The sequence below is a fragment of the Limosilactobacillus secaliphilus genome (assembly GCF_001437055.1).
Classification (GTDB): Bacteria; Bacillota; Bacilli; order Lactobacillales; family Lactobacillaceae; genus Limosilactobacillus; species Limosilactobacillus secaliphilus.
Window position 1 is genome coordinate 491,813 of the sequence record NZ_JQBW01000010.1, and the last position, 24,959, is coordinate 516,771.

General features: G+C 49.1%; 21 protein-coding genes. 9 read left to right on the plus strand and 12 right to left on the minus strand.

What is annotated here, in order from left to right; genetic code table 11:
- Nucleotides 1-2 precede the first annotated feature (2 nt).
- Nucleotides 3-1,292, minus strand: a complete 1,290-nt coding sequence (locus IV45_RS07130) for an alkaline phosphatase family protein (RefSeq protein WP_057742088.1) — start codon at nucleotides 1,290-1,292, stop codon at nucleotides 3-5.
- A gap of 165 nt (nucleotides 1,293-1,457) precedes the next feature.
- Between IV45_RS07130 and IV45_RS07135 the strand changes: the two genes are divergently transcribed.
- Nucleotides 1,458-2,882 carry a C69 family dipeptidase gene (locus IV45_RS07135; protein ID WP_057742091.1) on the plus strand — a complete coding sequence of 475 codons (1,425 nt, stop codon included), beginning with the start codon at nucleotides 1,458-1,460 and terminating at the stop codon, nucleotides 2,880-2,882.
- Between the two features lie 55 nt (nucleotides 2,883-2,937).
- Here the strand turns inward: IV45_RS07135 and IV45_RS07140 are convergent, their stop codons facing one another.
- The 4 genes from IV45_RS07140 to IV45_RS07155 all read right to left on the minus strand — a co-directional run bounded on the left by IV45_RS07140 (nucleotide 2,938) and on the right by IV45_RS07155 (nucleotide 7,174).
- Complete coding sequence (locus tag IV45_RS07140) at nucleotides 2,938-3,699, minus strand: ABC transporter ATP-binding protein (protein WP_057742094.1); 762 nt, start codon at nucleotides 3,697-3,699, stop codon at nucleotides 2,938-2,940.
- Entirely contained in the window at nucleotides 3,692-4,591 is a 900-nt protein-coding gene (locus IV45_RS07145; protein ID WP_057742096.1) for an ABC transporter permease, read from the minus strand. The genes IV45_RS07140 and IV45_RS07145 overlap by 8 nt, the downstream gene beginning before the upstream one ends.
- Nucleotides 4,588-5,577 carry a tryptophan ABC transporter substrate-binding protein gene (gene trpX, locus IV45_RS07150; protein ID WP_057742099.1) on the minus strand — a complete coding sequence of 330 codons (990 nt, stop codon included), beginning with the start codon at nucleotides 5,575-5,577 and terminating at the stop codon, nucleotides 4,588-4,590. The genes IV45_RS07145 and trpX overlap by 4 nt, the downstream gene beginning before the upstream one ends.
- A gap of 274 nt (nucleotides 5,578-5,851) precedes the next feature.
- The gene (locus IV45_RS07155; protein ID WP_420806392.1) at nucleotides 5,852-7,174 is read right to left on the minus strand and encodes a C1 family peptidase; all 1,323 of its coding nucleotides are present in this window, start codon (nucleotides 7,172-7,174) and stop codon (nucleotides 5,852-5,854) included.
- Between the two features lie 207 nt (nucleotides 7,175-7,381).
- Here IV45_RS07155 and IV45_RS07160 point away from each other — a divergent pair, with 207 nt between their 5' ends.
- The 3 genes from IV45_RS07160 to IV45_RS07170 are packed head-to-tail and all read left to right on the plus strand — an operon-like array spanning nucleotide 7,382 to nucleotide 11,679.
- A complete protein-coding gene (locus IV45_RS07160) occupies nucleotides 7,382-8,416 on the plus strand; it encodes an MmcQ/YjbR family DNA-binding protein (protein WP_057742102.1) in 1,035 nt (344 codons plus the stop codon).
- Between the two features lie 32 nt (nucleotides 8,417-8,448).
- A complete protein-coding gene (locus tag IV45_RS07165; RefSeq protein WP_057742105.1) occupies nucleotides 8,449-9,150 on the plus strand; it encodes an ABC transporter ATP-binding protein in 702 nt (233 codons plus the stop codon).
- A 9-nt stretch (nucleotides 9,151-9,159) separates the two neighbouring features.
- The gene (locus IV45_RS07170) at nucleotides 9,160-11,679 is read left to right on the plus strand and encodes an ABC transporter permease (protein WP_057742107.1); all 2,520 of its coding nucleotides are present in this window, start codon (nucleotides 9,160-9,162) and stop codon (nucleotides 11,677-11,679) included.
- A gap of 39 nt (nucleotides 11,680-11,718) precedes the next feature.
- On the opposite strand, the gene lepB is transcribed toward IV45_RS07170, so the two are convergent.
- The 7 genes from lepB to rpmH all read right to left on the minus strand — a co-directional run bounded on the left by lepB (nucleotide 11,719) and on the right by rpmH (nucleotide 18,279).
- Nucleotides 11,719-12,324 (minus strand): signal peptidase I, encoded by a 606-nt coding sequence (gene lepB / locus IV45_RS07175; protein WP_057742110.1) that lies wholly within the window; start codon nucleotides 12,322-12,324, stop codon nucleotides 11,719-11,721.
- An 85-nt stretch (nucleotides 12,325-12,409) separates the two neighbouring features.
- Nucleotides 12,410-14,335: a tRNA uridine-5-carboxymethylaminomethyl(34) synthesis enzyme MnmG gene (mnmG, locus tag IV45_RS07180; RefSeq protein WP_057742111.1), complete on the minus strand. Its 1,926-nt coding sequence runs from the start codon at nucleotides 14,333-14,335 to the stop codon at nucleotides 12,410-12,412.
- Nucleotides 14,336-14,344: 9 nt separating this feature from the next.
- Nucleotides 14,345-15,730, minus strand: coding sequence for a tRNA uridine-5-carboxymethylaminomethyl(34) synthesis GTPase MnmE (gene mnmE / locus IV45_RS07185; protein WP_057742114.1), 1,386 nt, complete (start codon nucleotides 15,728-15,730; stop codon nucleotides 14,345-14,347).
- A 150-nt stretch (nucleotides 15,731-15,880) separates the two neighbouring features.
- Nucleotides 15,881-16,696 (minus strand): Jag family protein, encoded by an 816-nt coding sequence (locus tag IV45_RS07190; RefSeq protein WP_057742116.1) that lies wholly within the window; start codon nucleotides 16,694-16,696, stop codon nucleotides 15,881-15,883.
- A gap of 137 nt (nucleotides 16,697-16,833) precedes the next feature.
- On the minus strand, nucleotides 16,834-17,667 hold the full coding sequence (gene yidC, locus IV45_RS07195; RefSeq protein WP_057742119.1) for a membrane protein insertase YidC: 834 nt from the start codon (nucleotides 17,665-17,667) through the stop codon (nucleotides 16,834-16,836).
- Nucleotides 17,668-17,680: 13 nt separating this feature from the next.
- Nucleotides 17,681-18,022 (minus strand): ribonuclease P protein component, encoded by a 342-nt coding sequence (gene rnpA / locus IV45_RS07200; protein WP_057742122.1) that lies wholly within the window; start codon nucleotides 18,020-18,022, stop codon nucleotides 17,681-17,683.
- Between the two features lie 122 nt (nucleotides 18,023-18,144).
- Nucleotides 18,145-18,279, minus strand: a complete 135-nt coding sequence (gene rpmH / locus IV45_RS07205; protein ID WP_057742124.1) for a 50S ribosomal protein L34 — start codon at nucleotides 18,277-18,279, stop codon at nucleotides 18,145-18,147.
- Nucleotides 18,280-18,787: 508 nt separating this feature from the next.
- On the opposite strand from rpmH, the gene dnaA reads away from it, so the two are divergent.
- From dnaA to gyrB, 5 genes are all read left to right on the plus strand, one after another.
- Complete coding sequence (gene dnaA, locus IV45_RS07210) at nucleotides 18,788-20,113, plus strand: chromosomal replication initiator protein DnaA (protein WP_057742127.1); 1,326 nt, start codon at nucleotides 18,788-18,790, stop codon at nucleotides 20,111-20,113.
- A gap of 166 nt (nucleotides 20,114-20,279) precedes the next feature.
- Nucleotides 20,280-21,416, plus strand: a complete 1,137-nt coding sequence (gene dnaN, locus IV45_RS07215; protein ID WP_057742130.1) for a DNA polymerase III subunit beta — start codon at nucleotides 20,280-20,282, stop codon at nucleotides 21,414-21,416.
- Nucleotides 21,417-21,629: 213 nt separating this feature from the next.
- Entirely contained in the window at nucleotides 21,630-21,857 is a 228-nt protein-coding gene (gene yaaA / locus IV45_RS07220; RefSeq protein ID WP_057742133.1) for a S4 domain-containing protein YaaA, read from the plus strand.
- Between the two features lie 6 nt (nucleotides 21,858-21,863).
- Complete coding sequence (gene recF / locus IV45_RS07225; protein ID WP_057742134.1) at nucleotides 21,864-22,988, plus strand: DNA replication/repair protein RecF; 1,125 nt, start codon at nucleotides 21,864-21,866, stop codon at nucleotides 22,986-22,988.
- Entirely contained in the window at nucleotides 22,985-24,952 is a 1,968-nt protein-coding gene (gene gyrB, locus IV45_RS07230; RefSeq protein ID WP_057742137.1) for a DNA topoisomerase (ATP-hydrolyzing) subunit B, read from the plus strand. The genes recF and gyrB overlap by 4 nt, the downstream gene beginning before the upstream one ends.
- Nucleotides 24,953-24,959: the final 7 nt, after the last annotated feature.

Consider the following 24,959-nt stretch of genomic DNA (forward strand, 5'->3'; position numbering starts at 1 on the left):
CCTCACTTCAATACTTCTTCGATTGCCTGACCAGCAGTCGGGTGCGGATAATGCAGATTCAACAGACGCGCAAAAGTTGGCCCTTCATCCACCAGATGGGCAGATTCAACTTGGGTGCCCGATTGGATATCTGGGCCGAAGAATACTGCCGTCGTGTAATAATCCGGCTGCGTTGGCCCATAGCCGTGAACGCCATGATAACGGTCATGAGTCCCCAGCGATTGCGGATCAACTTTTTCGACTACCGCTGGCCGGTTAACTTCATCGGTAAAGTAATAACCCGGCTTAGCCTCTACCAGAAAACTGCACTTCGGGTCCGCCCCTAGTTTAACGGCTTGCGCACCATCATAGATCTGCTGGACCCCTTCAACACCCGCGATCATTGCTTTCAGGCGCCCTAAATCAACGTTGCCGCGCGTATAGATATAGGTTTCACCATCACAAGTCTTTGCGGTAACCTGCCAGTTCTTCCGGTAGGTCGTTTTGCTAGGGATCGGTTGCAGCCAGCCTTCCCTTGCAAACAGCATGTTCAAATGAATCATCCGGTCGACATTCTTTTGGTAGTGGTCGCCTAAGAAAACGAAATTAGTATTGTCAAAGGTGCCCGCATCTTTAGTTGCCTGGATGATTTGAGCAACTCGCCCATCATGACGCTTGAAGGCTGCGCGTGCTTCTTTTGAGCGGACTCCGTAACGGTGACGCATGCTATCCATATCAACCAGGTGGATGAGGGTCAGATCGGGTTGCTCATGCTGCAGAGTGTCCACCGCACAGGCTGTAATGAAGTCATCTAGCCATGGTTGCTTGATCCCGTGTCGCAAATGGCCGTAACGATGGTTCATCTTCAACAAGAACCACGGTGAACTGGCTTTCAACGACACCATGACCTGGTTGGTCCAGATCCGGTTGGGAAAGATTTCGGCCAGGTTGTAGTCAATCTTGCTGCTGGCAGTGACCGGCCACAGAAAAGCTGCCGTGGTCATGTGGTGGTCGTGTGCGATGTCGTAAAGCGGTGTGGCCTGAACATCCTTGCGGTACCAATACCAGTCGGGCGACAAACGATTGGGCTGGAGCTTGGTGTTGTTGACAATGCCATGGACGGCCGGGTATTGACCGGTGATGATTGACGTGTGGGACGGGTAAGTCAAAGTTGGGAAGATCCCCTGCACATGCTTGACCCAGCTGCCGTGATCGCGCAAATACTTCAAATGCGGCGTCTGATCAACCCATTCATTCATGTCATCAAATCCCATTGCGTCCAATGAGACGACTACCAATTTTTTATGCGCCATATCCGTTGCTTCCTTTTCGTCATTTCTTCCTATTTTACCGTTAAAACTGCCTAAAAATAACAACAATTATTGAATTTGTGTCGTTTTTGCTATTATAGCAAGCATTTGTTGTACAATAAGGTTAGGAATGTCAGCTGCTACCTAGTCATTAAAGGAGTTGTTAATATGACTTTTAGAAATTCCGCTTGTACTTCCATCATGGTTGGTAAAAAGGCTTCCATTGATGGATCCAATTATATTTCACGTAACGAAGACCGGGTGAAGGCCATTGAACCTAAGCGTTTCATTGTCCAGCCTGCTGTTTCCGGCCGTCAGGAGACCTATGTTTCTGCTTATAACCACTTGACTGTGCCGCTGCCAGCAGACGGCATGCGTTACACCTCAACTCCACACGTTGACCAAACTACTGGTCCCAACGAAGAAGATGGGTTTAACTCCGCCAACGTTGGTGAAAGTGCCACCGAAAGTGTTTACGCTAACGCCCGTGTCTTGGCTTACGACCCATTTGTCAAAAACGGTCTGGCTGAAGACTCCATGACCACCCTGGTACTGCCATACATCCACTCCGCTCGTGAAGGTGTCCAGTACTTGGGCCAGTTGGTTGCCACCTATGGTTCAGCTGAAGGTAACGGTGTGCAATTCGTTGACCAAAACGAAATCTGGTACATGGAAATCGCTACTGGTCACCAGTGGGTTGCGGTACGAATTCCAGATGACTGCTATGCGGTTGCGGCTAACCAAATTGCCATTGAAAAAATTGACTTTAACGACCCAGACAACTACATGTGGTCAGAAGGGATCAGAGATTTCGTCACGGCACACGACCTGAATCCTGACAACGACCAATGGAACTTCCGTCACATCTTTGGTACTAACACCAAGAAGGACCACCACTACAACACGCCACGGGTTTGGTTCGCCCAGCGCTACTTCAGCCCAATTGCCAGCGCCGGTCAAACCCCTGAATCTCAGGATATGCCGTTTATTCGCAAGGCTGAACGCAAGCTGTCCATCGAAGACATTGAATACGTATTGCGGTCACACTACAACGAAACCAAGTACGACCCACTGGGTGAAGGCAGCGAGGATGACAAGCGTCGTTACCGTGCAATCTCACTGTCCCGGACCGCACAATCACACATCCTGCAGGTACGTCCACACGACACCGGCAGCCAGGCTGTTCAATGGGTAGAATTTGGTGTACCAAGCTTCTCACCATACGTTCCATTCTTTGCTAATGCCAACGACACCGACAAATCATACAGTGAAGTTCCGGCCAAGATGGACCTGGATCACGCATTCTGGCTCTATGAAGCACTGGCTGAAGTTGTCGAAGGTCACTACCAAGACTTCATCGAAGCTGACCAGGATTACCAAAAGGAATTAGACTCCTGGACCCGGCGCAAGATTCATGACGTGGACATTCAGGTTACCCAAAAGTCTGGCGATGACATAGTTAACCTGTTAACGCAAGCCAACCATGAAATCGCTGAACACTGCAACCAGAAGACCCGTGAACTGATCTTCAAGCTGCTGACCGATGGTTGTGAATTATCCAACCTGACCTTCAAGATGGACCCGAACCTGTAATCATTAATCTTTAACAAAAATAAACCCGTAACAGTCATGACTGTTACGGGTTTTCTTATTCAAAATAACGGTATAGGTCTTTAACGGTCAGCTGCTCCTTCTGGTCTCCGCTCACGTCGGCAATAATTTGCCCGTTCTTCAAAGCAATGAGCCGGTTACCATACTTCAGCGCGTCCTCCAAGTGGTGGGTAATCATCAACGCGGTCAAATGATCTTGCTTAATCCGTTCATCGGTTGCCTTGAGCAGGTTGCGGCTCGTGTGCGGGTCCAGTGCCGCTGTGTGTTCATCCAACAATAACAGGTCGGGCCGTTTGATCGTTGCCATCAAAAAGCTCAACGCCTGGCGCTGACCACCAGAGAGGGCTCCAGTGGCGGTGTTCATCCGGTTTTCCAAGCCATTATTCATTGTGGCCGCCAATTTAGTGAACCGGGGAATTTGTGACTTTAATTTCCTGGGAAATAATGGCCGATGTTCACCTCTTTTGGTCGCCAACAGCATATTTTCTGCAACCGTCATCCGTGGTGCTGTCCCCAGCTTAGGGTCTTGGAAAACACGGGCCAAAAACTTGGTTCGGGCTTCTTCACTGGTATGGGTAATATCGACCCCGTTGTGAAAAATCTGGCCGGCGTCGACTGGTAGATGACCCGCAATGACGTTAAACAGCGTCGACTTCCCAGCACCATTTGTTCCGACCACGGTAATGAAATCACCAGTGTGAATGGTCAAATTGATGCCGCGCAAAATCTTAGTTTCGTTGGCGGTATGACGATTGACAACAGTTTGAATATTCTTCAATTCCAAAATTGGTTTAGTCATGGGTACGAACCCCCTTCAAGATCGGATGGGCAACATTCAGCAGGCCGTCCAAGCGTGGCACCATCATAGCAAGGGCCAAAACGATTGAAGAAATCAGGTTCAAGTCGTTGGCCGAGAAACCAAGCTGCAAAACGGCAAGTAAAATCAAACGATAGATGATGCTGCCTAGGCTAACCGCCATCAAACGTTGGGTCAAGGTTAATTCGCCAAAGGCAACCTCGCCAATGATGATGGAGGCCAAAGCGATAACAATGGTCCCAATCCCCATGTTGATGTCAGCATAGCCGTTGTTCTGGGCAATCAGGGCATCACATAAGCCCACCATGCCGTTGGATACCATTAAGCCGACAATGATCATCGTGTCGGTTTTAATGCCTAATGATTTAGCCATGGTCAGGTTATCACCCGTCACAATAAATGCCTGCCCGTAATCGGTATCTAAGAAGAAAACCAACAATAGGGTGATGATGGCCACCGCGATGAAGCCCACGAAAACACTGTCGAAGTACTGGGGCAGTGACTTCAGAAATTGTGAACTGAAGAGGGTTTGCTGGCCCAACAGTGAAATGTTTGATTTGCCCATAATGCGCAAGTTAACGGAATAGGCCGCCGTCATCGTCAAGATCCCTGCCAATAAGCTGGGAATCTTGCCCTTCGTGTACAAGAGGCCGGTGATCAAGCCGGCAGCCATCCCCGTTAAGACGGCTAGTAGGGTTGCGACGTACGGATTCATGCCATGACTGATGGCAGTCACTGCCGTCGCTGCCCCCAGCGGGAAAGTCCCTTCAACCGTCATGTCACAGAAGTCGAGAATTCTAAAGGTTAGGTATAATGCCAAACCCAGTAAGGCCCATAATAGACCTTGGCCGATTGCGGAAACGATTAGATTCATTTGAAGACCTCCCCTTCCTGTTCAGCTTCTTGTTGGAAATGTTTTGGCACCTGCAAGTGCAACTTCTGCGCTTGCTTCAGGTTTAAGACCGGTTCGCCATGACGAACGTATTCGATTGCCATGTTGGCTGGCTTCTTACCCTTCAAGATTGCCACCGTCATCTTGGCGCTGCGGACACCTAATTCATACTGGTTAACGCTGTAGGTGGCCACCCCACCTTGCTTAACCATCGAATCCGCCGCCGGAAAGACCGGTTTCTGAGCGGCGTCAGCATTCTTAACCAATGTCTGCATGGCACCGGCAATTGTGTTATCGGTAGGTACAATCACGGCGTCAACCTCACTCAGCATCTGCTGTGAAACTTGGTTTAAGTCGTTACTGTTGGCAATTGAATATGCCTTTAGCTTAATGCCCTTCTTTTTACACTCCTGCTTGATCTGGTGGTAACCCGCAACCGCTGAGCTATCGCTAGACGTGTAAATCACCCCTAACGTCTGCAGGTGCGGCATGAATTGCTGGATCAACTTTAATTGTTCAGCCACCGGCGCCTGGTCGGAAACACCAGTAATGTTCCCACCTGGATGCCGGTTATTCTTGACTAGGCGCGCCCCTTGGGGATCAGTCACCGCTCCCAAAACCAGGGGTGTGTGACTGTCCGCATTGGCCAATGCCTGAGCGGCTGGGGTCGTAATCCCAAACAAAACTGTCGAACGGTCATTCACCAGTTTCGTAGCCATGGTCTTCAAGTTACTTTGGTCACCGTTGGCATTTTCGTATTCGATCTCAATGTTTTTACCATCATGGTAGCCTTCCTTGGCCAACTCATGGACGAAGCCTCGGTAAATCTGATCCAAGGCTGGATGGTGCATCAGGGTCAACACACCGATCCGTGGTTTACTCTGCTTCAACGTTCCCTGTCCTTCCTTGAAGTATGCAAATCCCAGGAAGACACAGAGGAACGCGATTAGGGTATACATTCGTTTCACATTCACTGCCACCTTTCATTAAAAAACGGGAGTCCACGCATGGGCTCCCGCTTTTTCACGAAAAAAGCCCGCACGTGGATCCGTGCGGGCTCAAGCACAACAAATTCGCCGGCACAGATACAATCTGAATCTCAGGTTGTACCTGTTGCTAGTACAACCTACCGCCGGCTTTGCCAACCTCTTAAGTTTTGCATTTGTTGTGTCATTGATTTTCTCCTCGCATAAATGATTGTGTTAAATATATACCTTGGTCAATATTTCGTCAACCAAGAATTTATTGCAGCGAATCCCAAGCCTTGAGTTCAATTGGCTTTTGATCGGCCACTTTCTTAACGGCTTCTGGCAGGTAGCGGCGGTTAATAACGGCTTCATAGGTGTATTCTCTGAACCATTCTTCGCTCATGACGAAGTAGCCCTTGTCACCGTTCTTATCACCCCACGAGTTTTCAATCTTCCAGCGGTCCGGCTGTCCGTCAACCAGGTTAACCCCCGTCAACGTCATCGCATGGGTACATTCGCCTTGGTGCGTGGCTAACCGGTCGGCCTTGTCCATGGTGAAGTCAACGCCCAGCAGTTCTTCTTCATGGAAGAGGTGCGCATCCATCAGACCCCGCTTGCGATCCATTTGTTGCAGAACATCGTTGCCAACCCAAATTGTTTCACCGGCCTTGAGTTGTGCCAACACCGCCTGCTCTAAGAGATCAAAGTCAACGTTGGCAAACTGAATCGGAATGCCGCCATAAACATTGTTCTGCCATGGCATGGAGTAATTTTGGTTCAGCTTGTGGTCAGGCGCATTGGTTACAACCACGTAGTCATGCAAATCAATATCAAAATATTTATGGTAAAAGTCAAGTGGAGTCAACCCTGCTTCCCGGTGATACTTGTGATCATCATCCCGGTATTCCAGGTCAAACTTCGTCGGCGGTTCGCCAAAGGCATATGCGGCAACCCGATAAACATCGCTCATCAGTTTATCACGCGTTGCCTGCAGGTCGCTGTCATTGGCGTGGTCATTGACCATTTTCCGCAGGATCAATGCGTCTTTCTTCATCATGTAAGTCATGACTTCAGCAACATCGGTCGTATCTTCAGTGTTGAAAGTGTCGGGCATGACATAGTGCGGCACGACCCCATACTTTTCGATAATGGAGGCTGCGTTAGCCCACTGGCCACCATCATCTTCGGCAAAGCGCAGGTAAAAGTCCATCAAACGACTATCCAGTGGTTGATCGGCAGTCGCAATGATGTCGTCAAAGAAGTGGTTAGCCCGTTCAATCCGGTCCCAAAAGAACAGGTAATTTTGTGACAATTCGAAATCCTTTACCTTGTACTTGCTGGCGAATGCGTGACGCAAGGTGTTCAACGTTGCAAATGACCAACAACGGCCGCTGTGCTTTTGGTTCGTTACTTTGCCCGTTTTAATTTCATCAGAAAATACCCGGTGCAGGCGTTGGCTGACTTCAGGATCTTCACTTGTCTTCTTGATCCCGTTTTTCCTTACTGCCCGTTCAATTACCTTAGCCGTTCCACGTGAAACAAAATTATCGTGGTAGCGTTTGATCATTTCGTCAGTTAATGTTGTTCTATCTGCCACAAAAATCCCTTCTTTCTAAAACTACAATGACTATTATAGAACATCCGTTAAGCATCCATATTCGATAAGTCAAATTAGACCAGCGACTTATCCGGCCCCTGTCTTTGAACCGCAATGATAACGCCTTTTAAGTTTAGTCTTGTGAGCAGATCAGTTAAAATAATTAAAGGAATAATAATTCGCGATTTTTATTAAGAGGGCCTGATCATGCAAATTGAAGAAAAAGTTTTTCAACGCCAACGCGCGGATAAAAAGAAACTAACCGCGTTCGGTTTTCGGCGCGTAAATAACCGTTACGTCTGGCAGCAAAAGTTTTTCAAAGACCAGTTTGAAGCCCAACTGCAGGTTGATGCTGCTGGTCAAGTCACTGGCCAGGTGATTGACCTGAATAGCGGCGAAGCTTACCTGCCACTGCGCGCTAGTCATCCGGGCCCATACGCTTCTCAAGTCAAAACAGCTTACGAAGATTTGTTGAAGCAGGTTGCAAAAGAATGCTTTATCACGCAGCCGTTTCATAGCGACCAGGCAAACCGGCTGGCACGGTTGATTCACCAACGTTTCCATGAACAGCCAGAATTCGTTTTTAAGCGCCTCCCTGATTACGCTGCCTTTCGTGAACCGATTTCGCAAAAGTGGTACGGTCTGGTCATGAATATTCCGCGACAACGGCTTGATCAAAACTATCGATCAGCGGATGAGAAAGTTGAGATCATTGAATTCCGCATTGACATTAAGCAGCGCAAGGCCCTGTTGAAACGACCTGGCTTTTATCCCGCCTACCATATGAACAAAGATAGCTGGATTTGTGTCACTCTGGACGACACCCAAGATGACCAGCAGATCATGACCCTAATCGAACAGAGCCGCGCCATTCTATGTCAGCCGCATGCCTGGCTAATTCCTGCTAACCCGCATTATTACGACATTATGCATGCGTTCAGTGATCCGCACGAACTATTGCTCTGGAAGCAGTCCACCAAAATCCGGGTTGGCGATCCTGTTTTCATTTACGTCACCAATCCGGTCAAAGCGGTCATCTTTCAGTGCCGTGCCGTCCAGGTCAACATCCCCTATCATTACCGCAGTAAGCAGGTTAACTTGGACCAAGCGATGAAACTCAGTTTGGTTAAACGTTATTCGCCAACACAATTCAGTTTCGACTTCTTGAAGGATCATGGCATTCAATACATTCGGGGACCGCGGAAATTATCAGAACAATTGGTCCAACTATTTAATCAATAAGCAGTGTTACTCGTACCCAGGAGGTGGGCTTCATGGCGTTGATCGAAGTCAAAAATTGCACTAAAAAATACATCACCGGCGACACAACCATTTACGCGAACAAGGACATTAGTTTCACCGTCGACAAGGGGCAATTAGTGATCGTCTTGGGGTCATCCGGTGCCGGCAAATCAACCCTGCTCAACATTCTGGGTGGCATGGATTCCTGCAGCAGCGGTGATGTGATCATCAATGGTAATAACATTTCTCAATACAGTCCACGGCAACTCACCGCTTACCGGCGTCATGATGTTGGCTTCGTCTTTCAGTTCTACAACCTAGTGCCTAACCTAACCGCAAAGGAAAACGTTGAACTGGCGGCGGAGATTGTCCCTGATGCGATGGACGCTGCCCAAGCTCTGCAGTCGGTTGGCCTCGGCCAGCGCATGGATAATTTCCCGGCACAGCTTTCCGGTGGTGAGCAGCAGCGGGCCGCGATCGCCCGGGCAATTGCCAAGAAGCCGCAAATTCTGTTGTGCGACGAACCCACCGGCGCATTGGATTACCAGACCGGCAAGCAGGTATTGCAGATCTTGCAGGACATGAGCCGGAAGCATGGGTCGACCGTGATCATCGTGACCCACAACGCCGCCATCGCTCCCATTGCTGACCAGGTGATCCACATCCATGATGAACAAATCGCTTCGATCCAGCACAACGATCATCCGCAAGCCATTGCGACCATCGAATGGTAGGTGGTCACTATGAGTAAACGCATCCTCTGGAAAAATGCCTTTCAATCCATCACGGACTCATTGGGACGCTTTATCTCAATCTTCCTCTTGATGGCGGTCAGTGCTTTTACCTTTATCGGGCTCAAAATGGCTGGGCCGGACATGCGGTTCACCGCCACCAACTTCTACCGCCAGCAGCAGTTGGCCGACCTTACCGTCACGTCAAATTATGGCCTGGATCGCGCCGATCAAAAAATCATCCTGCACACACCCGGTCTCAAGAAGGCCGACTTCGGTTATTTTCAGGACTCTACCGTTAACCACTCAAGAACAGCCATCCGCGTCTTCTCAAAGACTGATGGCATCTCGAAATACCAGTTGGTTAAGGGCCACTTGCCAACCAACAACCGGCAGATTGCGGTGAGCTCCCTGCTGGCCAACCGTTACCATATCGGCCAAACCATCACGTTAAACCAACATAGTAGCCTGAAAAACACCCATTTCAAGGTGGTCGGTTATGTGCGGTCCAGCGAATACATTGACCGCAACGATTTTGGCCACACCAATATCAGTACCGGTCAACTCAATGGCTACGCGCTCGTCAATAAAGCCGCCTTCGCCAGTCCACAATGGATGATCGCCCGCCTGACCTTCAAGAAAACAGCCCACTTGAACCCATATTCGACGGCTTACCAAAACTATGTTGATCAACGGCAACGCCATCTGCAAGCACAGCTGAATCATCAACGGGCTGATAAGGTACAACGTCTCCAGCAAGCGCTGCAAGCCCAGATGATGAACCAGCAGGTATCAAGCGCACAAACGGCCAAGAGTCAATCGCTCCAGTCAGCTGCTTTACCAACGTCAGCGGATAAGATTACTTATACCGTCAACGATCGCAGCCAAAATCCGGGCTATGAAATCTACCACTCCAATGTCCAGCGCATTGATATTTTAGCCAACATCTTCCCGGTCTTCATGTTTTTCGTGGCCGCCTTGGTCTGCTTAACCACGATGACCCGCTTCGTTGAAGAAGAACGGACCAACATCGGCACATTAAAATCACTGGGATATTCCAATCTAGATGTCTGCCAAAAATTCATCGTTTACGGTCTCACGTCGAGTCTGTTGGGCGTTTTGTTTGGCGCCATCTTCGGCTACCTCTTCCTGCCTAAGATGATTTTCACCGCCTATGGAGCCAATTCGACGTTGACTGGCTTCACTCCGCTGTTCAACTGGGTCTGGCTCATCGTGGCCGCCGTGGTCGCCGTAGCCTGCACCACCTTATCGGCTTTGTGGACATTGTCTGTCGACCTCAAAGAATCTCCTGCACGCCTATTGTTGCCCAAAGCACCAAAAAGCGGCTCGCGCATCCTCTTAGAACGCGTCAAGCCGCTGTGGAATCGTCTCAGCTTCAAACATAAAATTACCGCCCGCAATCTGTTCCGCTACAAGCCCCGTATGCTAATGACCATCATTGGCGTCGCTGGCTGTACCGGCCTACTAGTCATGGGCTTCGGCATCAGCGATTCGTTGAAAGGGATCAGCCAGCAGCAGTATGGCAACATCATCCGCTACGACCTCGTCATCCAGCAAAAAGATCCGCTTGCAGCCGCCCAATCAGCACGGCTAAAGCATCTACTGACATCCGACCACGTGCAGCGTCACACCTCAATTTACTGGGGCCAATTGCACCGCAAACTCGGTGAAGATCATGCTCAGCAAAATATCAACCTGATCGTGCCCCGGGACAGTCATAGCTTTAACGACTACCTGCACCTGCAGAATCGGTCAACTAAGCGACCCATCAAGTTGACGAACAATGGGGTGGTCATTTCCGAAAAATTAGCCAAATTGACCGATAGCAAAGTCGGCAGCCGCATTCGTTTGCAGGACAGTAACGGTCAATGGCGGTCGTTCAAAGTTGCTGGCATCACCGAAATGTACATGGGCCACTTCCTGATCATGAACCAACACGAATACCGTCACTATTTCAAGCGGCCATTTACTAGCAACGCCCAATTAGTGACGTTAAAGCATCACCAGGATTTGCAGTCATTCTCTGCTTCCGCAATGGCGAGCGGCGCCGTGTTGGGCATCAATCAAAATGTCAATAATCAACGCACCATCGAGAACACCATGGACAGCATGAATAAAGTGATGGTCATCCTGATCGGTCTGGCAACCCTCCTTGCGATCGTCGTGATCTATAATCTGACCACGATCAACGTCTTGGAGCGGATGCGCGAACTGTCAACCATCAAGGTGCTGGGCTTCTTCGACGGTGAAGTCACAATGTACATCTACAGAGAAACCATTATTTTATCGCTTTTGGGCATCATCCTGGGCTACTTCATCGGCGCCTGGCTGCACCACTTCATTATCACAACCCTGCCGCCAACCAACGCCATGTTTGACCCGAACCTTTACCTGAGCAACTTCCTGTTATCGGCATTCATCCCCGCTGCCATTACCTTGCTGCTGGCTTTACTGGTTTACCGGCGCATCAAGCATGTCGATATGCTGGAAGCTTTGCAATCTGTCGACTAACAAAAAAAGCCGCTAGGAAAATTTCCTAGCGGCTTTTTTCTAATTATCGAAGTAGTGTTCCCATTGCTTGTTCACATACTTCTTCTTGGACTGATTGCTGGACCAGAAGCCAACCTTAACGACCCCGTCGATTTTATCCTTCGGTACGAAGCCCCAGTAGCGACCGTCGTTAGATACCGTCCGGTTGTCCCCTAAAACAAAGTATTCGCCGTCCGGCACCTTGGTAGCACCAGAATTCTTCAACCAGTTGTTCCGCTTGGAAATGGTCTTCAACGTCCAATTCCCAGTACCGGCCTTACGCTGATCCATACTGATGTAGTCCTGATTGGTCTTCTTGCCGTTAACGTAAATATTGCCGTTCTTGGATTGAACCGTGTCACCGGGAACACCAATTACCCGCTTAACATATTCGGTCTTGACCGAAACCTGCGGATCAACTCCATTGGCATTAAACACAATCACTGACCCACGATGGATCTTGGATCGTTTGAAACACCAAACCCGTTCATTGTTAACCAAGTTTGGCTGCATCGATGGCCCATCAACCCGTACCGGCTGAAAGACAAACTGCTTAATAACTAAGGCTAGAACCAATCCAACGACAATTGGCACTATCCAGCTCATAATCTGTCGTAATGCTTTCATGACTACACCTACATTCAAAAAGTTTACCTACCCATCATAGTACATTTTGCCGGTTGATTGTTATTAATATTATCCAAAATCGGAACTATTTCCGATCGCTGCGCTTAGCAATCTTCCCTTGTTGAATGTAGACACTTAAGATCGCCAGGTCGGCCGGATTGACCCCACTGATTCGGGATGCTTGAGCCAATGTTTCCGGACGAATCTTATCCAGTTTCTGCCGGCCTTCAGTAGCCAAGCCTTCGATCGCTGAGTAATCAATATCTTCAGGGATCTTCTTGGCTTCCATTCGCTTCAGCCGGTTGACCCGGACCTCTTCCTTCTTGATGTAGCCTTCGTACTTCAAAGTGATCTCGACCTGTTCAGCAACCTGGCGATCCAATGGCTTTTCAGGTGCCGGAATGAACTTCAGCAAGGTTTGGTAGTCGAAGTATGGCCGCTTCAGCAGGGTGGCTGCAGTGACAGCGTCCTTCAGCGGATGATCACCATGCTGCTGGATGAAGTCGTCAGCTGGCGAACCAGGCTTAAGCCGCAATGACTCTAATCTGGCAACCTCTGCTTTGACGGCGGCTTTCTTTGCCAGCATCTTTTGGTAACGTTCGTCGCTAACTAAGCCGATCTCGTGCCCTTTGCCCATCAATCGGAAGTCCGCGTTATCATGACGCAAAAGCAGGCGGTATTCGGCACGGCTGGTCAGCAGACGGTATGGTTCCTTCGTGCCCTTGGTAACCAGGTCGTCGATCATCACGCCGATGTAGGCTTCTGACCGTTGCAAAACAAACGGCTTCTTACCCAATGCCCGTAAGCCAGCGTTAATCCCAGCGATCAAGCCTTGGCCGGCTGCTTCTTCATAACCAGACGTCCCGTTGGTTTGCCCAGCGGTGTAGAGGTTCTTAATCCGCTTGGTCTCTAACGTTGGCCGTAATTGATACGGTGAAACAACGTCGTACTCGATTGCATAACCAGGCCGCATCAGGGAAGCCTTCTCCAGTCCCTTCACTGAATGCAGCATCCGCTGTTGAATTTCTTCCGGCATCGACGTGGACAGGCCATCCACATAGTATTCATCGGTGTCACGGCCTTCTGGTTCCAAGAATAATTGGTGACGGTCCTTGTCAGCAAAACGAACGATTTTATCTTCGATTGACGGGCAATAACGTGGGCCCACACCCTTGATGACCCCGGAGAACATCGGAGCCCGATCAAGATTTTGCCGAATGATGTCGTGGGTGTGTGGGTTGGTGTAGGTCAGCCAGCATGAAATCTGATCGGAGACTGACAGGTACTTGCTGTCAGGAGTGTCGAAGCTGAAGTGGTGTGGTGTTTCGTCACCCGGCTGTTCCTCAGTTTCGTCGTAATTGATCGTGTTCCCGTTGATCCGCGGCGGCGTCCCAGTCTTGAACCGTTCCAGGTCAAAGCCAAGCCGTTCCAGGCATTCGGAGAGTTTGGTTGCCGACTTGGAGTTGTTCGGCCCAGACTCGTACTGCAATTCACCAATAATAATCTTGCCCCGGGCAGCGGTCCCAACCGTCAGGACCACCGTTTTGGCCCGGTAACGTGCACCAGTGTTGGTGATTACCCCATGGCACACGCCATCTTCAACGATCAGGTCATCAACCGTTGCTTGCCGCAGGGTCAGGTTGGCCTGCTTTTCCAAGGTCCACTTCATTTGCCGGTGGTAAGCATGCTTGTCGGCTTGTGCCCGCAATGCACGAACAGCGGGGCCTTTGCTGGTGTTCAGCATCCGCATTTGAATGTAGGTCTTATCAATGTTGTGGCCCATTTCACCGCCCAAGGCATCGATTTCTCTGACAACGACCCCCTTAGCCGGTCCCCCTAATGACGGGTTGCAGGGCATGAATGCGACCATTTCAAGGCTGATGGTCACTAACAGTGTTTTATTTCCCATCCGGGCAGCGGCCAAGGCGGCTTCACAGCCAGCATGACCGGCACCAACGACAATCACATCGTAACTGTCGCTATCGTATTGAATTGCTTCGCTTATTTGCATGATGTACTCCTATTTTCCTAAGCAGAATTGACTGAATAATTGATCAAGTAATTCGTCTTGGTAACTGTCCCCGGTGATCTGACCAAGCAGGTCCCAGGCACGGCGCATATCGATCTGCACCAGGTCGACCGGCATCCCATCGGCCAGCCCCTTCAGTACGTCGTCCAACGCCGAATCGGCCTGTCTGAGCAAGCCAATGTGGCGGGCGTTGGTGACCATGACGGTGTTTTGGCTGCTCTCGACACCTTCGTTGAAGAAGAGTTTGGCAATTGCCTGGCTCAGTTGATCGACGCCTTGGTGTTCGGTCATTGACGTCTTGATGATCCGACTGTCGCCCACCAGACTCTGCAGCTCCTTTACGTCGACCTGTGCCGGTAAATCGGCTTTGTTGTAGATGATGATCCGCGGACTGGCACTGGTTTGCTTGATCAACTCCCGGTCCTCATCGGTCAGCTTTTGTGAGCTATCAATCAACAATAGGATCAGATCTGCTTGCTCAATCGCTTTTTTACTGCGTTCAACACCGATCTTTTCGACCTTGTCTTCGGTGTGACGGATCCCCGCAGTATCGATCAATTTGAGCGGGACCCCTTTGACGTTGACGTATTCTTCAATGACGTCCCGGGTCGTCCCGGCAACATTAGTAACGATGGCCTTGTCTTCATGCAATAGGGAATTCAACAGGCTGGACTTCCCCACATTTGGCCGGCCGATGATCGCTGTCGCCAGGCCGTCACGAAGGATCTTCCCTTCGCGCGCCGTTGCCAGCAGCTTTTCGATCTTCTTTTGAATGGTTACGGCATGGTCGTGCATCATCTTGCTGGTCATCGTCTCTGCACCGTCATATTCTGGGTAGTCAATATTGACTTCCACCTGGGCCAAAACATTCAGAATTTCCTGTCTCAATTTGCGAATCAACCGTGACAAGTCCCCGTCAAGCTGGCCCAATGCCACCTTCATTGACTTATCGGTTTTAGCACGGATCAAGTCCATGACTGCTTCCGCCTGGGAAAGGTCGAGACGGCCATTCAGGAAGGCCCGCTTAGTAAACTCACCTGGCTCGGCCATCCGTGCACCTGCCGCGATTGTCAGCTGCAGGATCCGGTTGGTTGCTAACAGGCCCCCATGACAGTTGATTTCACAAACATCTTCCCTGGTGTAAGTTTTGGGTGCCCGCATGACTGAAACCATGACCTCATCGACTTCTTCATGCGTCTTCGGATCCACAATATGACCATAGTTGATCGTATGGCTGGCCACCTTCGCCAAATCCTTACCCACAAACAGCTTTTTCACGATCGGAATGGCCTCATCGCCGCTCACCCGAATGATCGAAATACCACCTTCACCAACTGGCGTCGAGATGGCAGTAATGGTGTCATCTTCACTATTCAACTCCGGCTCCTCCTTTCAATAAAAAAAGTGCTCTCCATGCCCACTTGATTGGTGGACCATGGTCAAAGCACTTTCACTACTCTAACAGGTCAGATTAAATTTTCATCGTTATTGTAATCAGCGAATTTCATAATGTCAACCAGCATGCGCCTAGTTGCGGGGAGCAATGACCACGCTCCGGAATGGCTCTTTGCCATGCGAGTACGTTTTGACTGCCGGACTCTTTTCGGCCAGCTTGTGCAGCAGCTTCCTCTCCCGTGCCGGCATGGGATCCAAGAAGACGGCCCGGTTCGTCGCAATGACCTCCGTCACACTGTCAGCCATCAAGTTCTTTAACGACTGACGGCGGCGTTCCCGGTAGTCACCGGTATCCAATACTAGTTGCGCATCCTTAATGCCATGGTAGGTCAAGTAAGTAGCCCCCAAAGACTCCAGCGCGTTGATCCGGCGACCATGGTAGCCAACGACCCGGCTGGGACTCTTGGTTTCCACTACTAGTTTCAAATCATGGACCCGCAACTGATCAATTTTGACTTGGCCTTGAATGTTCAGGGCGCTTAAAGCATCCGTCAAGTACTTGACCAGGCCCTTGCTAACTGCTTGCATCCGGTGCAGGTTGCGGACGTGGTTAGCCCGGGCTTCCTGTGCCAGCTTTTCTTTTTCATCTAACGGCTTGGTCTGTGCCCGTTTAGCCTGTTTTTCGCGTGCCGGTTCATGCTTTTCGTGTTGAGTCGGCTGCTTTTTGACCTGACGAGGCCGATTATGGCTGTTCTGGGCGGACTTTTCTTTTTGCGGCGTTGTTTTGGGCACCGTCACCTGGATGATCGCCATCCGTTTACCGATGCCTAAAAACCCATGTCGAGGCTCTTGAGTGACTTGATACTGAAGCTCTCCTTTTGCGATGCCTAATTGCGTTGCCGCAGCTGCAAGGGCTGCATCAATCGTTGTGCCCTCAAATTTCTTCATCAGTATCCCTCCATCAAAAATTCGCCTTTTAGTTTACCCCTTTCTCCCGCTATGCTTCAACTCAATAAAAAAGCAGGACGTATATCTGGATGCTTAGTCCATCGTACGTTCTGCTTTTAAAATTTTTATTTACTCGCTTACTTGCGCTTGCTCTTGAAAGCATTCCGCCGGGCGTGTTCCAGCCGGTTTTGACGACGCCGCTTGGCCCGCTTTCTTTCCTCACGTTCACGCTTCAACTTGAATGGGTTTTGGATCAACAGCGTTTGAACAACTTGGAAGGCGTTGGTAACCACCCAGTATAAGGTGATGGCGGCTGGGAAACCTAAAGCCATGAAGAAGATCATGATCGGCATTCCCCAGGTCATTACCGTTGTCATGCTGTTCTTTTCCGGCATCCCCGCCATGGCTAACCATGAACTGATAAAGGTGAAGACGGCCGCCAGAATCGGCAATACAAAGTACGGATCCGTTTTACCCAACTGCAGCCACATGAAACTCCCGTGACGCAAGATGTTTGTCCGCCAAATAGCTTGGTACAGGGCCCACATAACTGGCAATTGAATCAGCAGTGGCAGCATTGAAGCCATTGGGTGAACGCCGGCATCGTGATACAGCTTCGACGTTTCCATCTGCAGTTTCTGCATCGTCTCCCGGTCACGCGAAGAATACTTTTGCTGCAACTTCTTCAGTTCCGGTTGCAACTCTTGCATTGCAGTCGTTGACTTGGTCTGCCAATACATGACTGGCAGGATAACGATCCGGATGATGATGGTGAAGATAATGATCCCCATCCCATATCCGCCAAAGTGGTTGGACAGCCAAATGATAAACCGTGAGCAATTATAAATGATGTCATGATCCCAGAAACCGGTGCTGTTTTTCGTGATCGGTTCATTGGAACAAGCGGCCAAGAACAAGGTCAGACTTAAAATCCCGGTTAAACTGAGGACCTTTTTTAATTGTTTTTTCAAACCGAAATCCTCTCTACTTTTCTAACAGGTGTGCCAGCTGCAAGGCATGAACCAACTGCTTTTTGGTCTGTGCCATCGTCATTTTATCCGCTGCCGGCCGCGCAATTACCAGAAAGTCAACATCTTTCTTTAATTGGGGCTTCACTTCAAGCAGCGTTTGGCGGATCCGCCGTTTCAACCAGTTACGATGGTAAGCATTGCCGATTTTCTTACCGACCGAAATGCCTACGCGAAAGTGCGGTTGGCCCGGCTTTTCCATTTGGTAGATAACAAATTTATGATTGGCGACGGAATTATGGGTTTCAAACACTCGTTGAAACTCGCTTTCCTTTTTAACGCGAAATGATTTTCTCATATCTTGTCTCCAATAACGTAAAAAGGGGCGGACACACGACAAAACTACAATTATTCATTGCAGCCAGGTGAATGCCCTGCCCCCTACTGAGAAAAAAGCCACTGCAATGCAGGTGGCTTATCTTATGCAGATAATACTTTACGACCCTTTTTACGGCGACGAGCCAGTACTTTACGGCCGTTGCTGGTACTCATCCGAGCACGGAAACCGTGGACACGAGCACGGTGACGCTTCTTAGGTTGAAATGTACGCTTCATCAGCTCTTGCACCTCCTCCGGCAATAAATTAATGATGATCTTAGTTGGCGGAAATCCGCCTAACCCTACAAACATACTGGGTAAGTATAGCACAAGTTGGATCGGTAATAAACCGCAAAATGACGACGAAAATAATTATTTATCCACAGTTTTCCACAAATAATCCACAGCGTTGTTTTATTGTCACCAAATTTTTTGGCTTATTCACAACGATTTCCACCGCTTTTTTTGAACGCACAGGACTGTGACTAAACTTATCCACAGCTTTGTGGATAAACTTGTGGATTACTATGCTATCAGGATTTGTCCCTGTGTTTATTCACAATTTTCTGTGGATATCTGTGGATTATCCCCAACTTTTCCACAAATTAACAACGCTGTGAATGATTTCCACACAGCGTTGTTTATATTGTGGACGATATTTTTTCAGCCTGTGGAAAACTTTTTATGCAGATGATAAAATATCGTTTGGTTTAATTATTCACATCATCTTTTAGGAGGAATCATTTTGACTGAGCTCGATTCTCTTTGGGAGACGGTCCAGAACGCGTTTAAACAGTCAATTACTATTGTGACTTATGATAACGTCGTTGCTCCGGCAAAAGCCTATTCTCTCTCCAACGGCCGATTAACGGTGGTCGTGCCTACTGATTACCACTTAGATTTCTGGCAAAATAAATTAGATGTTCAACTCAAACACATCTTGAAAGAAGAAACTGGCCAAGATATTGATACACGTTACGTTTTAACAAAGGATTTAATTGGGGCGAAGCCGACTGACAACGTTAAAAAAGAGCCAACCTTTAAGGAAACTACGCCCTTAAACCCGGAATATACCTTTGAAACATTCGTTGAAGGCCGCAGCAACCAGTTCGCTTATGCTTCTGCTTACGGTGCTTCCGAACAACCTGGTTTACTCTATAACCCACTGTTAATCTACGGTGGCGTGGGCTTAGGCAAGACGCACTTGATGCAGGCCATTGCCAACGCCATGCTGCAGCGCAATCCTAATGCCAAGATCAAATATGTCACCAGCGAAAATTTCGTGAATGACTACATTAACTCAATCAAGACCGGGACCCAGGAACAATTCCGCCAGGCATACCGGGACCTTGACGCCCTGCTGGTTGACGATGTCCAATTCTTAAGTTCCAAAAACGAAACTCAGTTGGAATTCTTCAATACCTTTAATGTCTTGCACGATAACAACAAGCAGATTGTCCTGACGGCTGATCAAAATCCGAAAGAAATCCCGAATCTGACTGAACGGCTGGTTTCACGGTTCGTCTGGGGTTTAACCGTTGAAATCACGCCGCCAGACCTGGAAACGCGAATCGCCATTTTGAACCGCAAAGCCGATGAGGAACACATAGAAAACGTACCCAACGAGGTCTTTAACTTCATCGCCAGCAAGATCAACACCAATGTCCGGGAGCTGGAAGGCGCCCTGATGCGGGTTCGCGTCTTTGCCCAGTTGCACTCACAGCCAATGTCGTTGAGCGTGGCCAAGGAAGCCTTGCAAGGAATTGGCGAAGATGCCTCCACCGAGCTGAATATCGATCTGATTCAAAAGAAGGTCGCTGCTTATTTCAACATCAATCAAAGCGATATTACCGGGAAGAAACGGGTCAAGAATATTGTGGTACCGCGGCAAATCGCCATGTACCTGTCGCGTGAATTGACCGACAACTCCCTTCCACGGATCGGCCGTGCGTTTGGCGGTAAGGACCATACCACGGTGCTACATGCCATCGACAAAATCGAAAAGCAGATCGGTCAAGATACACAATTGAAAAATACAGTGGATAAATTACAGAATGATTTACGTCCTTAATTAGTGTGGATAACTTTTTGTTAATTCACAATCAATCCACAAATTATCCACATGTGGAAAACCCAATGTTGTTCTCGTCTTTTTGACTTTTCAACACTTTCCACAAGACCTACTACTACTTCTGTCTTATTATTAAATAAAGTAAATTAATAAAAGGGGCATCATCATGAAATTTTCAGTTAACCAAACTGCCTTTATTAATCAAATCAACAATGTGTTACGTGCAATTTCATCAAAAACAACTATTCCTATTCTGACAGGAATTAAAATTGTCGTTGCTAAAGATGGCATTACACTGACTGGTAGCAACGCTGATATTACGATCCAATCAACAATGACCACTGCCGAAAGCAGCAATGAATTAGTCGTTGAAGAACCAGGTGCCATTGTGTTGCCTGCCCGTTTCTTCAGTGAAATCATTAAGAAGCTGCCAGAAAAGACCGTTACTGTTGCCGTTCACGAAGGTTTCCAAACTAAAATTACGTCTGGTTCGGCCGAATTCATCATTAATGGTCAAGATGCCATCCACTATCCACATTTGCCGGAAATTGAAAGTGACGTCACAATTAAGATGGACGCCGATCTGTTACGGGATGTGATTGATCAGACCCGGATTGCCGTTTCCAAACAGGAAAGCCGTCCAATCTTAACAGGGATCCACATTCTGTTGGCTAATGGTGAACTGACAGCGATCGCCACGGATAGTCACCGGCTGGCACAACGGAAAGTTAAGGTTGATACCGGTGATGCTAGTTATGATGTGGTCATCCCGGGTGACAGCATGACTGAACTGGCTCGTTTGATTAGTGATGAAAAGGACCCGGTTGACTTACAGATCGCTGAAAACCAGGTTCGCTTCAAGTTTGGCAACACCCTCTTCTACTCACGGTTGCTGGAAGGCAATTATCCAGAAACCAGCCGTTTGATCCCAGATACTGCTGATACGACGATTGAAGTCGAAGCCAGCAAGTTCCTGTCGACCATCGATCGGGCTTCATTGCTGTCACACCAAGGTCACAACAATGTGGTTAAGCTGACGATTGATCCTGATCAAGGAGTCGCAAAGATCAGTGGTGATTCTGCCGAAGTCGGGAATGTGGAAGAAAACGTCATGGCCGATTCCGTTAAGGGGGCTGAGCTGGAGATTTCGTTCAACCCTGACTACATGAGTGATGCGTTGAAGTCATTTGGTCAATCCACCATTTTGATCTCCTTCACATCGGCATTGCGACCATTTACGCTGGTGCCAACGGAGAATAAAGAAGACTTTATTCAACTGATCACGCCAGTGCGGACGTTCTAAAAATAGACAAAATCAGATTAATTAGGCGAGGTGTCAGAATGTCACCTCGCCTTTTTTGTTCTTGCTTCTCACCGCCGTCAATCGTCTTTAGCCTAATTTAGTGAAAAAAGGGTCGAATACATTAAAAACGCTTAAAACGGCTAAGAGGGCCCTTTATATTGTTTTTACCCCCTAGAAAAGCTATAATATTAAGGTGCAAAGTAGGTGAGATACGTGCAAAATTCGCAAGTAGTGAAAATTGATCGGCCATTCATTACTCTTGGCCAGCTGCTTAAAGAAGAGGGAATCATCCCCACAGGCGGTGCGGCCAAGTGGTTCTTGAGAGAACACGATGTCAAGATTAATGACGAATTAGACCAGCGGCGCGGCAAAAAGCTCTACCCTGGCGATAAAGTTGAAATTGTTGGTGTTGAAACGGTCACAATTCAGGGCGAGCAGTGATGACATATGATTCTGCAAGAGTTGCAGCTGCGGCATTTTCGTAACTATGACCACTTGGACGTCCAGTTTCAGCCGGGCGTCAACATTTTGATTGGTGAAAATGCGCAGGGAAAAACGAATTTGCTGGAGGCAATTCACGTTCTGGCGTTGACGCGGAGCCACCGTACCAATAAGGATCGTGAGTTGATTCAGTGGGGACAAAAAACCGCGCTCATCAGCGGCCGGATTAAAAGAAAAGTTGACCGGCTGCCGCTAGAGGTTGAGCTATCGCCACGGGGCAAACGGGTGAAGGTTAATCACCTTTACCAAAGCCGCTTGTCGTCGTACGTTGGCAACCTCAAAGTGGTTTTATTTGCGCCGGAAGATCTTTCATTGGTCAAGGGCGCACCCCAAGAACGGCGGCGGTTCATGAACATGGAATTTGGGCAGATGAGTGCCGCTTATTTGTACAACGTGAGCCAGTACCATTCCATTTTGGACCAGCGCAACCAGTACTTGCGGCAATTGAAACGCCACCAGCAAAATGACCGGGTCCTGTTGGGAGTGTTGTCCGATCAGTTGGCGGACGTTGGCGCAAAGGTCACCATGGCCAGATACCAGCTGGTTGGTCGTCTGGAAAAATGGGCCAATGATTTGCATGAACAAATTTCAGTGCAGAAAGAAAAGTTGCAGTTAAAGTACATCAGTCAACTGAAGATCGATAAAGACACGACCGAGGATGACCTGAAAAGTCAGCTGCGGTCGTTATTTACGGCTAACAGCGACCGGGAAATCGAATTGGGTACCAGCCTGGCGGGGCCGCAGCGAGACGACCTGCAGTTCATTGTCAACGGTCAGAATGTCCAGCACTATGGCTCACAAGGCCAGCAGCGGACAACGGCTTTGGCGGTCAAGCTGGCGGAGATCGATTTGATGAAGGAGCAGACGGGGGAATACCCCTTATTGCTGCTCGATGATGTCCTGTCTGAATTGGATGATGACCGGCAGACCCACCTGTTGTGTGCGATTCAGGACAAGGTGCAAACATTCTTGACCACTACCAGTCTGAGCGGCGTGGCAGAAAAATTGATTAAGCAGCCGACGATTTTTAAGATCCATGACGGTGAATTGGATAAGGAGGAAGCACAGTGAGTAAAAAAGAAGAGACCAAAAAGGAGCAGGCTGAAGAACGAAAGGCCGAACTCGGTAGTCGTTACAACGCGAGTCAAATTCAGGTTTTGAAGGGCCTGGAAGCGGTTCGTAAACGTCCAGGGATGTACATCGGTTCGACGACTGCTCAGGGACTTCATCATTTGGTCTGGGAAATTGTCGATAACGGGATCGATGAAGCACTGGCCGGCTTCTGTGATGAGATCAATGTGGTTGTTGAAAAGGACAACAGTATCACAGTTACCGATAACGGTCGTGGGATCCCGGTTGACATTCAGAAGGAAACGGGCAAGCCAGCGCTAGAAACAGTCTTCACCGTCCTGCATGCCGGTGGTAAGTTCGGCAATGGCGGTTATAAAGTTTCTGGTGGTCTGCACGGTGTTGGTGCATCCGTTGTTAACGCCTTATCCAGTGAATTAGACGTCAAGGTTACCCGGCAAGGCAAGGAATACTACATGGACTTCCGTGGTGGCCACGTCCACACCAAGATGAAGGTCATCAAAGAGGGCCTGCCGGAAACTGAACACGGGACCATTGTTCACTTCAAGCCGGATCCGACCATCTTCCGTGAAACGACGGTCTTCAACATCAAGACCTTAACCGACCGGATTCGTGAACTGGCCTTCTTGAACAAGGGTCTGCGGATCACAATTGAAGATAAGCGTAATGATCAGGATAACCGCCAGGAATTCCACTACGAAGGCGGGATCAGACACTATGTTGAGTATCTGAACAAGGATCAGGAAAACCTGTTTGATCCACCGATTTACGTGGAAGGCGAATACAATGGCATTGCCGTCGAAGTGTCCTTGCAATACACCACCGGTTACCGTTGCGAATTGTTGACCTTTACTAACAACATCCACACCTACGAAGGTGGTAGCCATGAAACGGGCTTTAAGACAGCACTGACGCGGGTGATCAACGATTACGGCAAGAAGAGCGGCCAGTTGAAGGGCAACACCAGCCTGTCTGGTGACGATGTGCGTGAAGGATTGACCGCTGTCGTTTCCATCAAGCACCCGAACCCGCAATTTGAAGGGCAAACGAAGACGAAGCTGTCGAACTCGGATGCGCGGACGGCCACGGACAAGATCTTCAGTGAAACGATGACCCGGTTCATGATGGAGAACCCCGACACCGCCCACAAGATCGTCGAAAAGGGGATGCTGGCATCAAAAGCCCGGGTTGCTGCCAAGCGGGCTCGTGAAGTCACCCGGAAGAAGAGCGGCTTGGAAATCTCCAATCTGCCAGGTAAGTTAGCCGACAACACCAGCAAGGACCCGAACATTTCCGAATTGTTCATCGTCGAAGGGGACTCCGCCGGTGGTTCTGCTAAGCAGGGTCGGTCACGGTTGACCCAAGCCATCCTGCCGATTCGGGGTAAGATTTTGAACGTTGAAAAGGCCAGCCTGAACCGGGTATTGGCTAATGATGAAATTCGTTCCCTGTTTACGGCACTTGGCACGGGCTTTGGCGAAGACTTTGATATTACCAAGGCCAACTACCACAAGCTGATCATCATGACCGATGCGGATGTCGATGGTGCCCACATTCGGACATTGTTGTTGACCCTGTTCTACCGGTTCATGAAGCCGATGATCACCCACGGTTACGTATACATTGCCCAACCGCCGCTATACCAGGTTCGGCAAGGCAAGTTCGTTAAATACATCCAATCCGATGAAGAACTTGACCGGGTCGTTAATTCCCTGCAGCCGAGTCCTAAGCCGATTATTCAACGATACAAGGGGCTTGGTGAAATGGACGCCGAACAATTATGGACGACGACGATGGATCCAGCTCACCGGCATCTGTTGCGGGTAAACCTGGATGACGCAGCCGCTGCGGACAAGATCTTCCCAATGCTGATGGGTACCAAGGTTGGTCCACGGCGCGACTTCATCGAAAAGAATGCAACTTTTGTCCAGAATTTGGACCTGTAATTAAACG

Bases quoted from the DNA above. Each gene is read 5' to 3' on its own strand.
- IV45_RS07130 (WP_057742088.1), bottom strand. From the start codon at position 1,292: ATGGCGCATAAAAAATTGGTAGTCGTCTCATTGGACGCAATGGGATTT.
- IV45_RS07135 (WP_057742091.1), top strand. From the start codon at position 1,458: ATGACTTTTAGAAATTCCGCTTGTACTTCCATCATGGTTGGTAAAAAG.
- IV45_RS07140 (WP_057742094.1), bottom strand. From the start codon at position 3,699: ATGACTAAACCAATTTTGGAATTGAAGAATATTCAAACTGTTGTCAAT.
- IV45_RS07145 (WP_057742096.1), bottom strand. From the start codon at position 4,591: ATGAATCTAATCGTTTCCGCAATCGGCCAAGGTCTATTATGGGCCTTA.
- IV45_RS07160 (WP_057742102.1), top strand. From the start codon at position 7,382: ATGCAAATTGAAGAAAAAGTTTTTCAACGCCAACGCGCGGATAAAAAG.
- IV45_RS07165 (WP_057742105.1), top strand. From the start codon at position 8,449: ATGGCGTTGATCGAAGTCAAAAATTGCACTAAAAAATACATCACCGGC.
- IV45_RS07170 (WP_057742107.1), top strand. From the start codon at position 9,160: ATGAGTAAACGCATCCTCTGGAAAAATGCCTTTCAATCCATCACGGAC.
- lepB (WP_057742110.1), bottom strand. From the start codon at position 12,324: ATGAAAGCATTACGACAGATTATGAGCTGGATAGTGCCAATTGTCGTT.
- mnmG (WP_057742111.1), bottom strand. From the start codon at position 14,335: ATGCAAATAAGCGAAGCAATTCAATACGATAGCGACAGTTACGATGTG.
- IV45_RS07190 (WP_057742116.1), bottom strand. From the start codon at position 16,696: ATGAAGAAATTTGAGGGCACAACGATTGATGCAGCCCTTGCAGCTGCG.
- rnpA (WP_057742122.1), bottom strand. From the start codon at position 18,022: ATGAGAAAATCATTTCGCGTTAAAAAGGAAAGCGAGTTTCAACGAGTG.
- rpmH (WP_057742124.1), bottom strand. From the start codon at position 18,279: ATGAAGCGTACATTTCAACCTAAGAAGCGTCACCGTGCTCGTGTCCAC.
- dnaN (WP_057742130.1), top strand. From the start codon at position 20,280: ATGAAATTTTCAGTTAACCAAACTGCCTTTATTAATCAAATCAACAAT.
- recF (WP_057742134.1), top strand. From the start codon at position 21,864: ATGATTCTGCAAGAGTTGCAGCTGCGGCATTTTCGTAACTATGACCAC.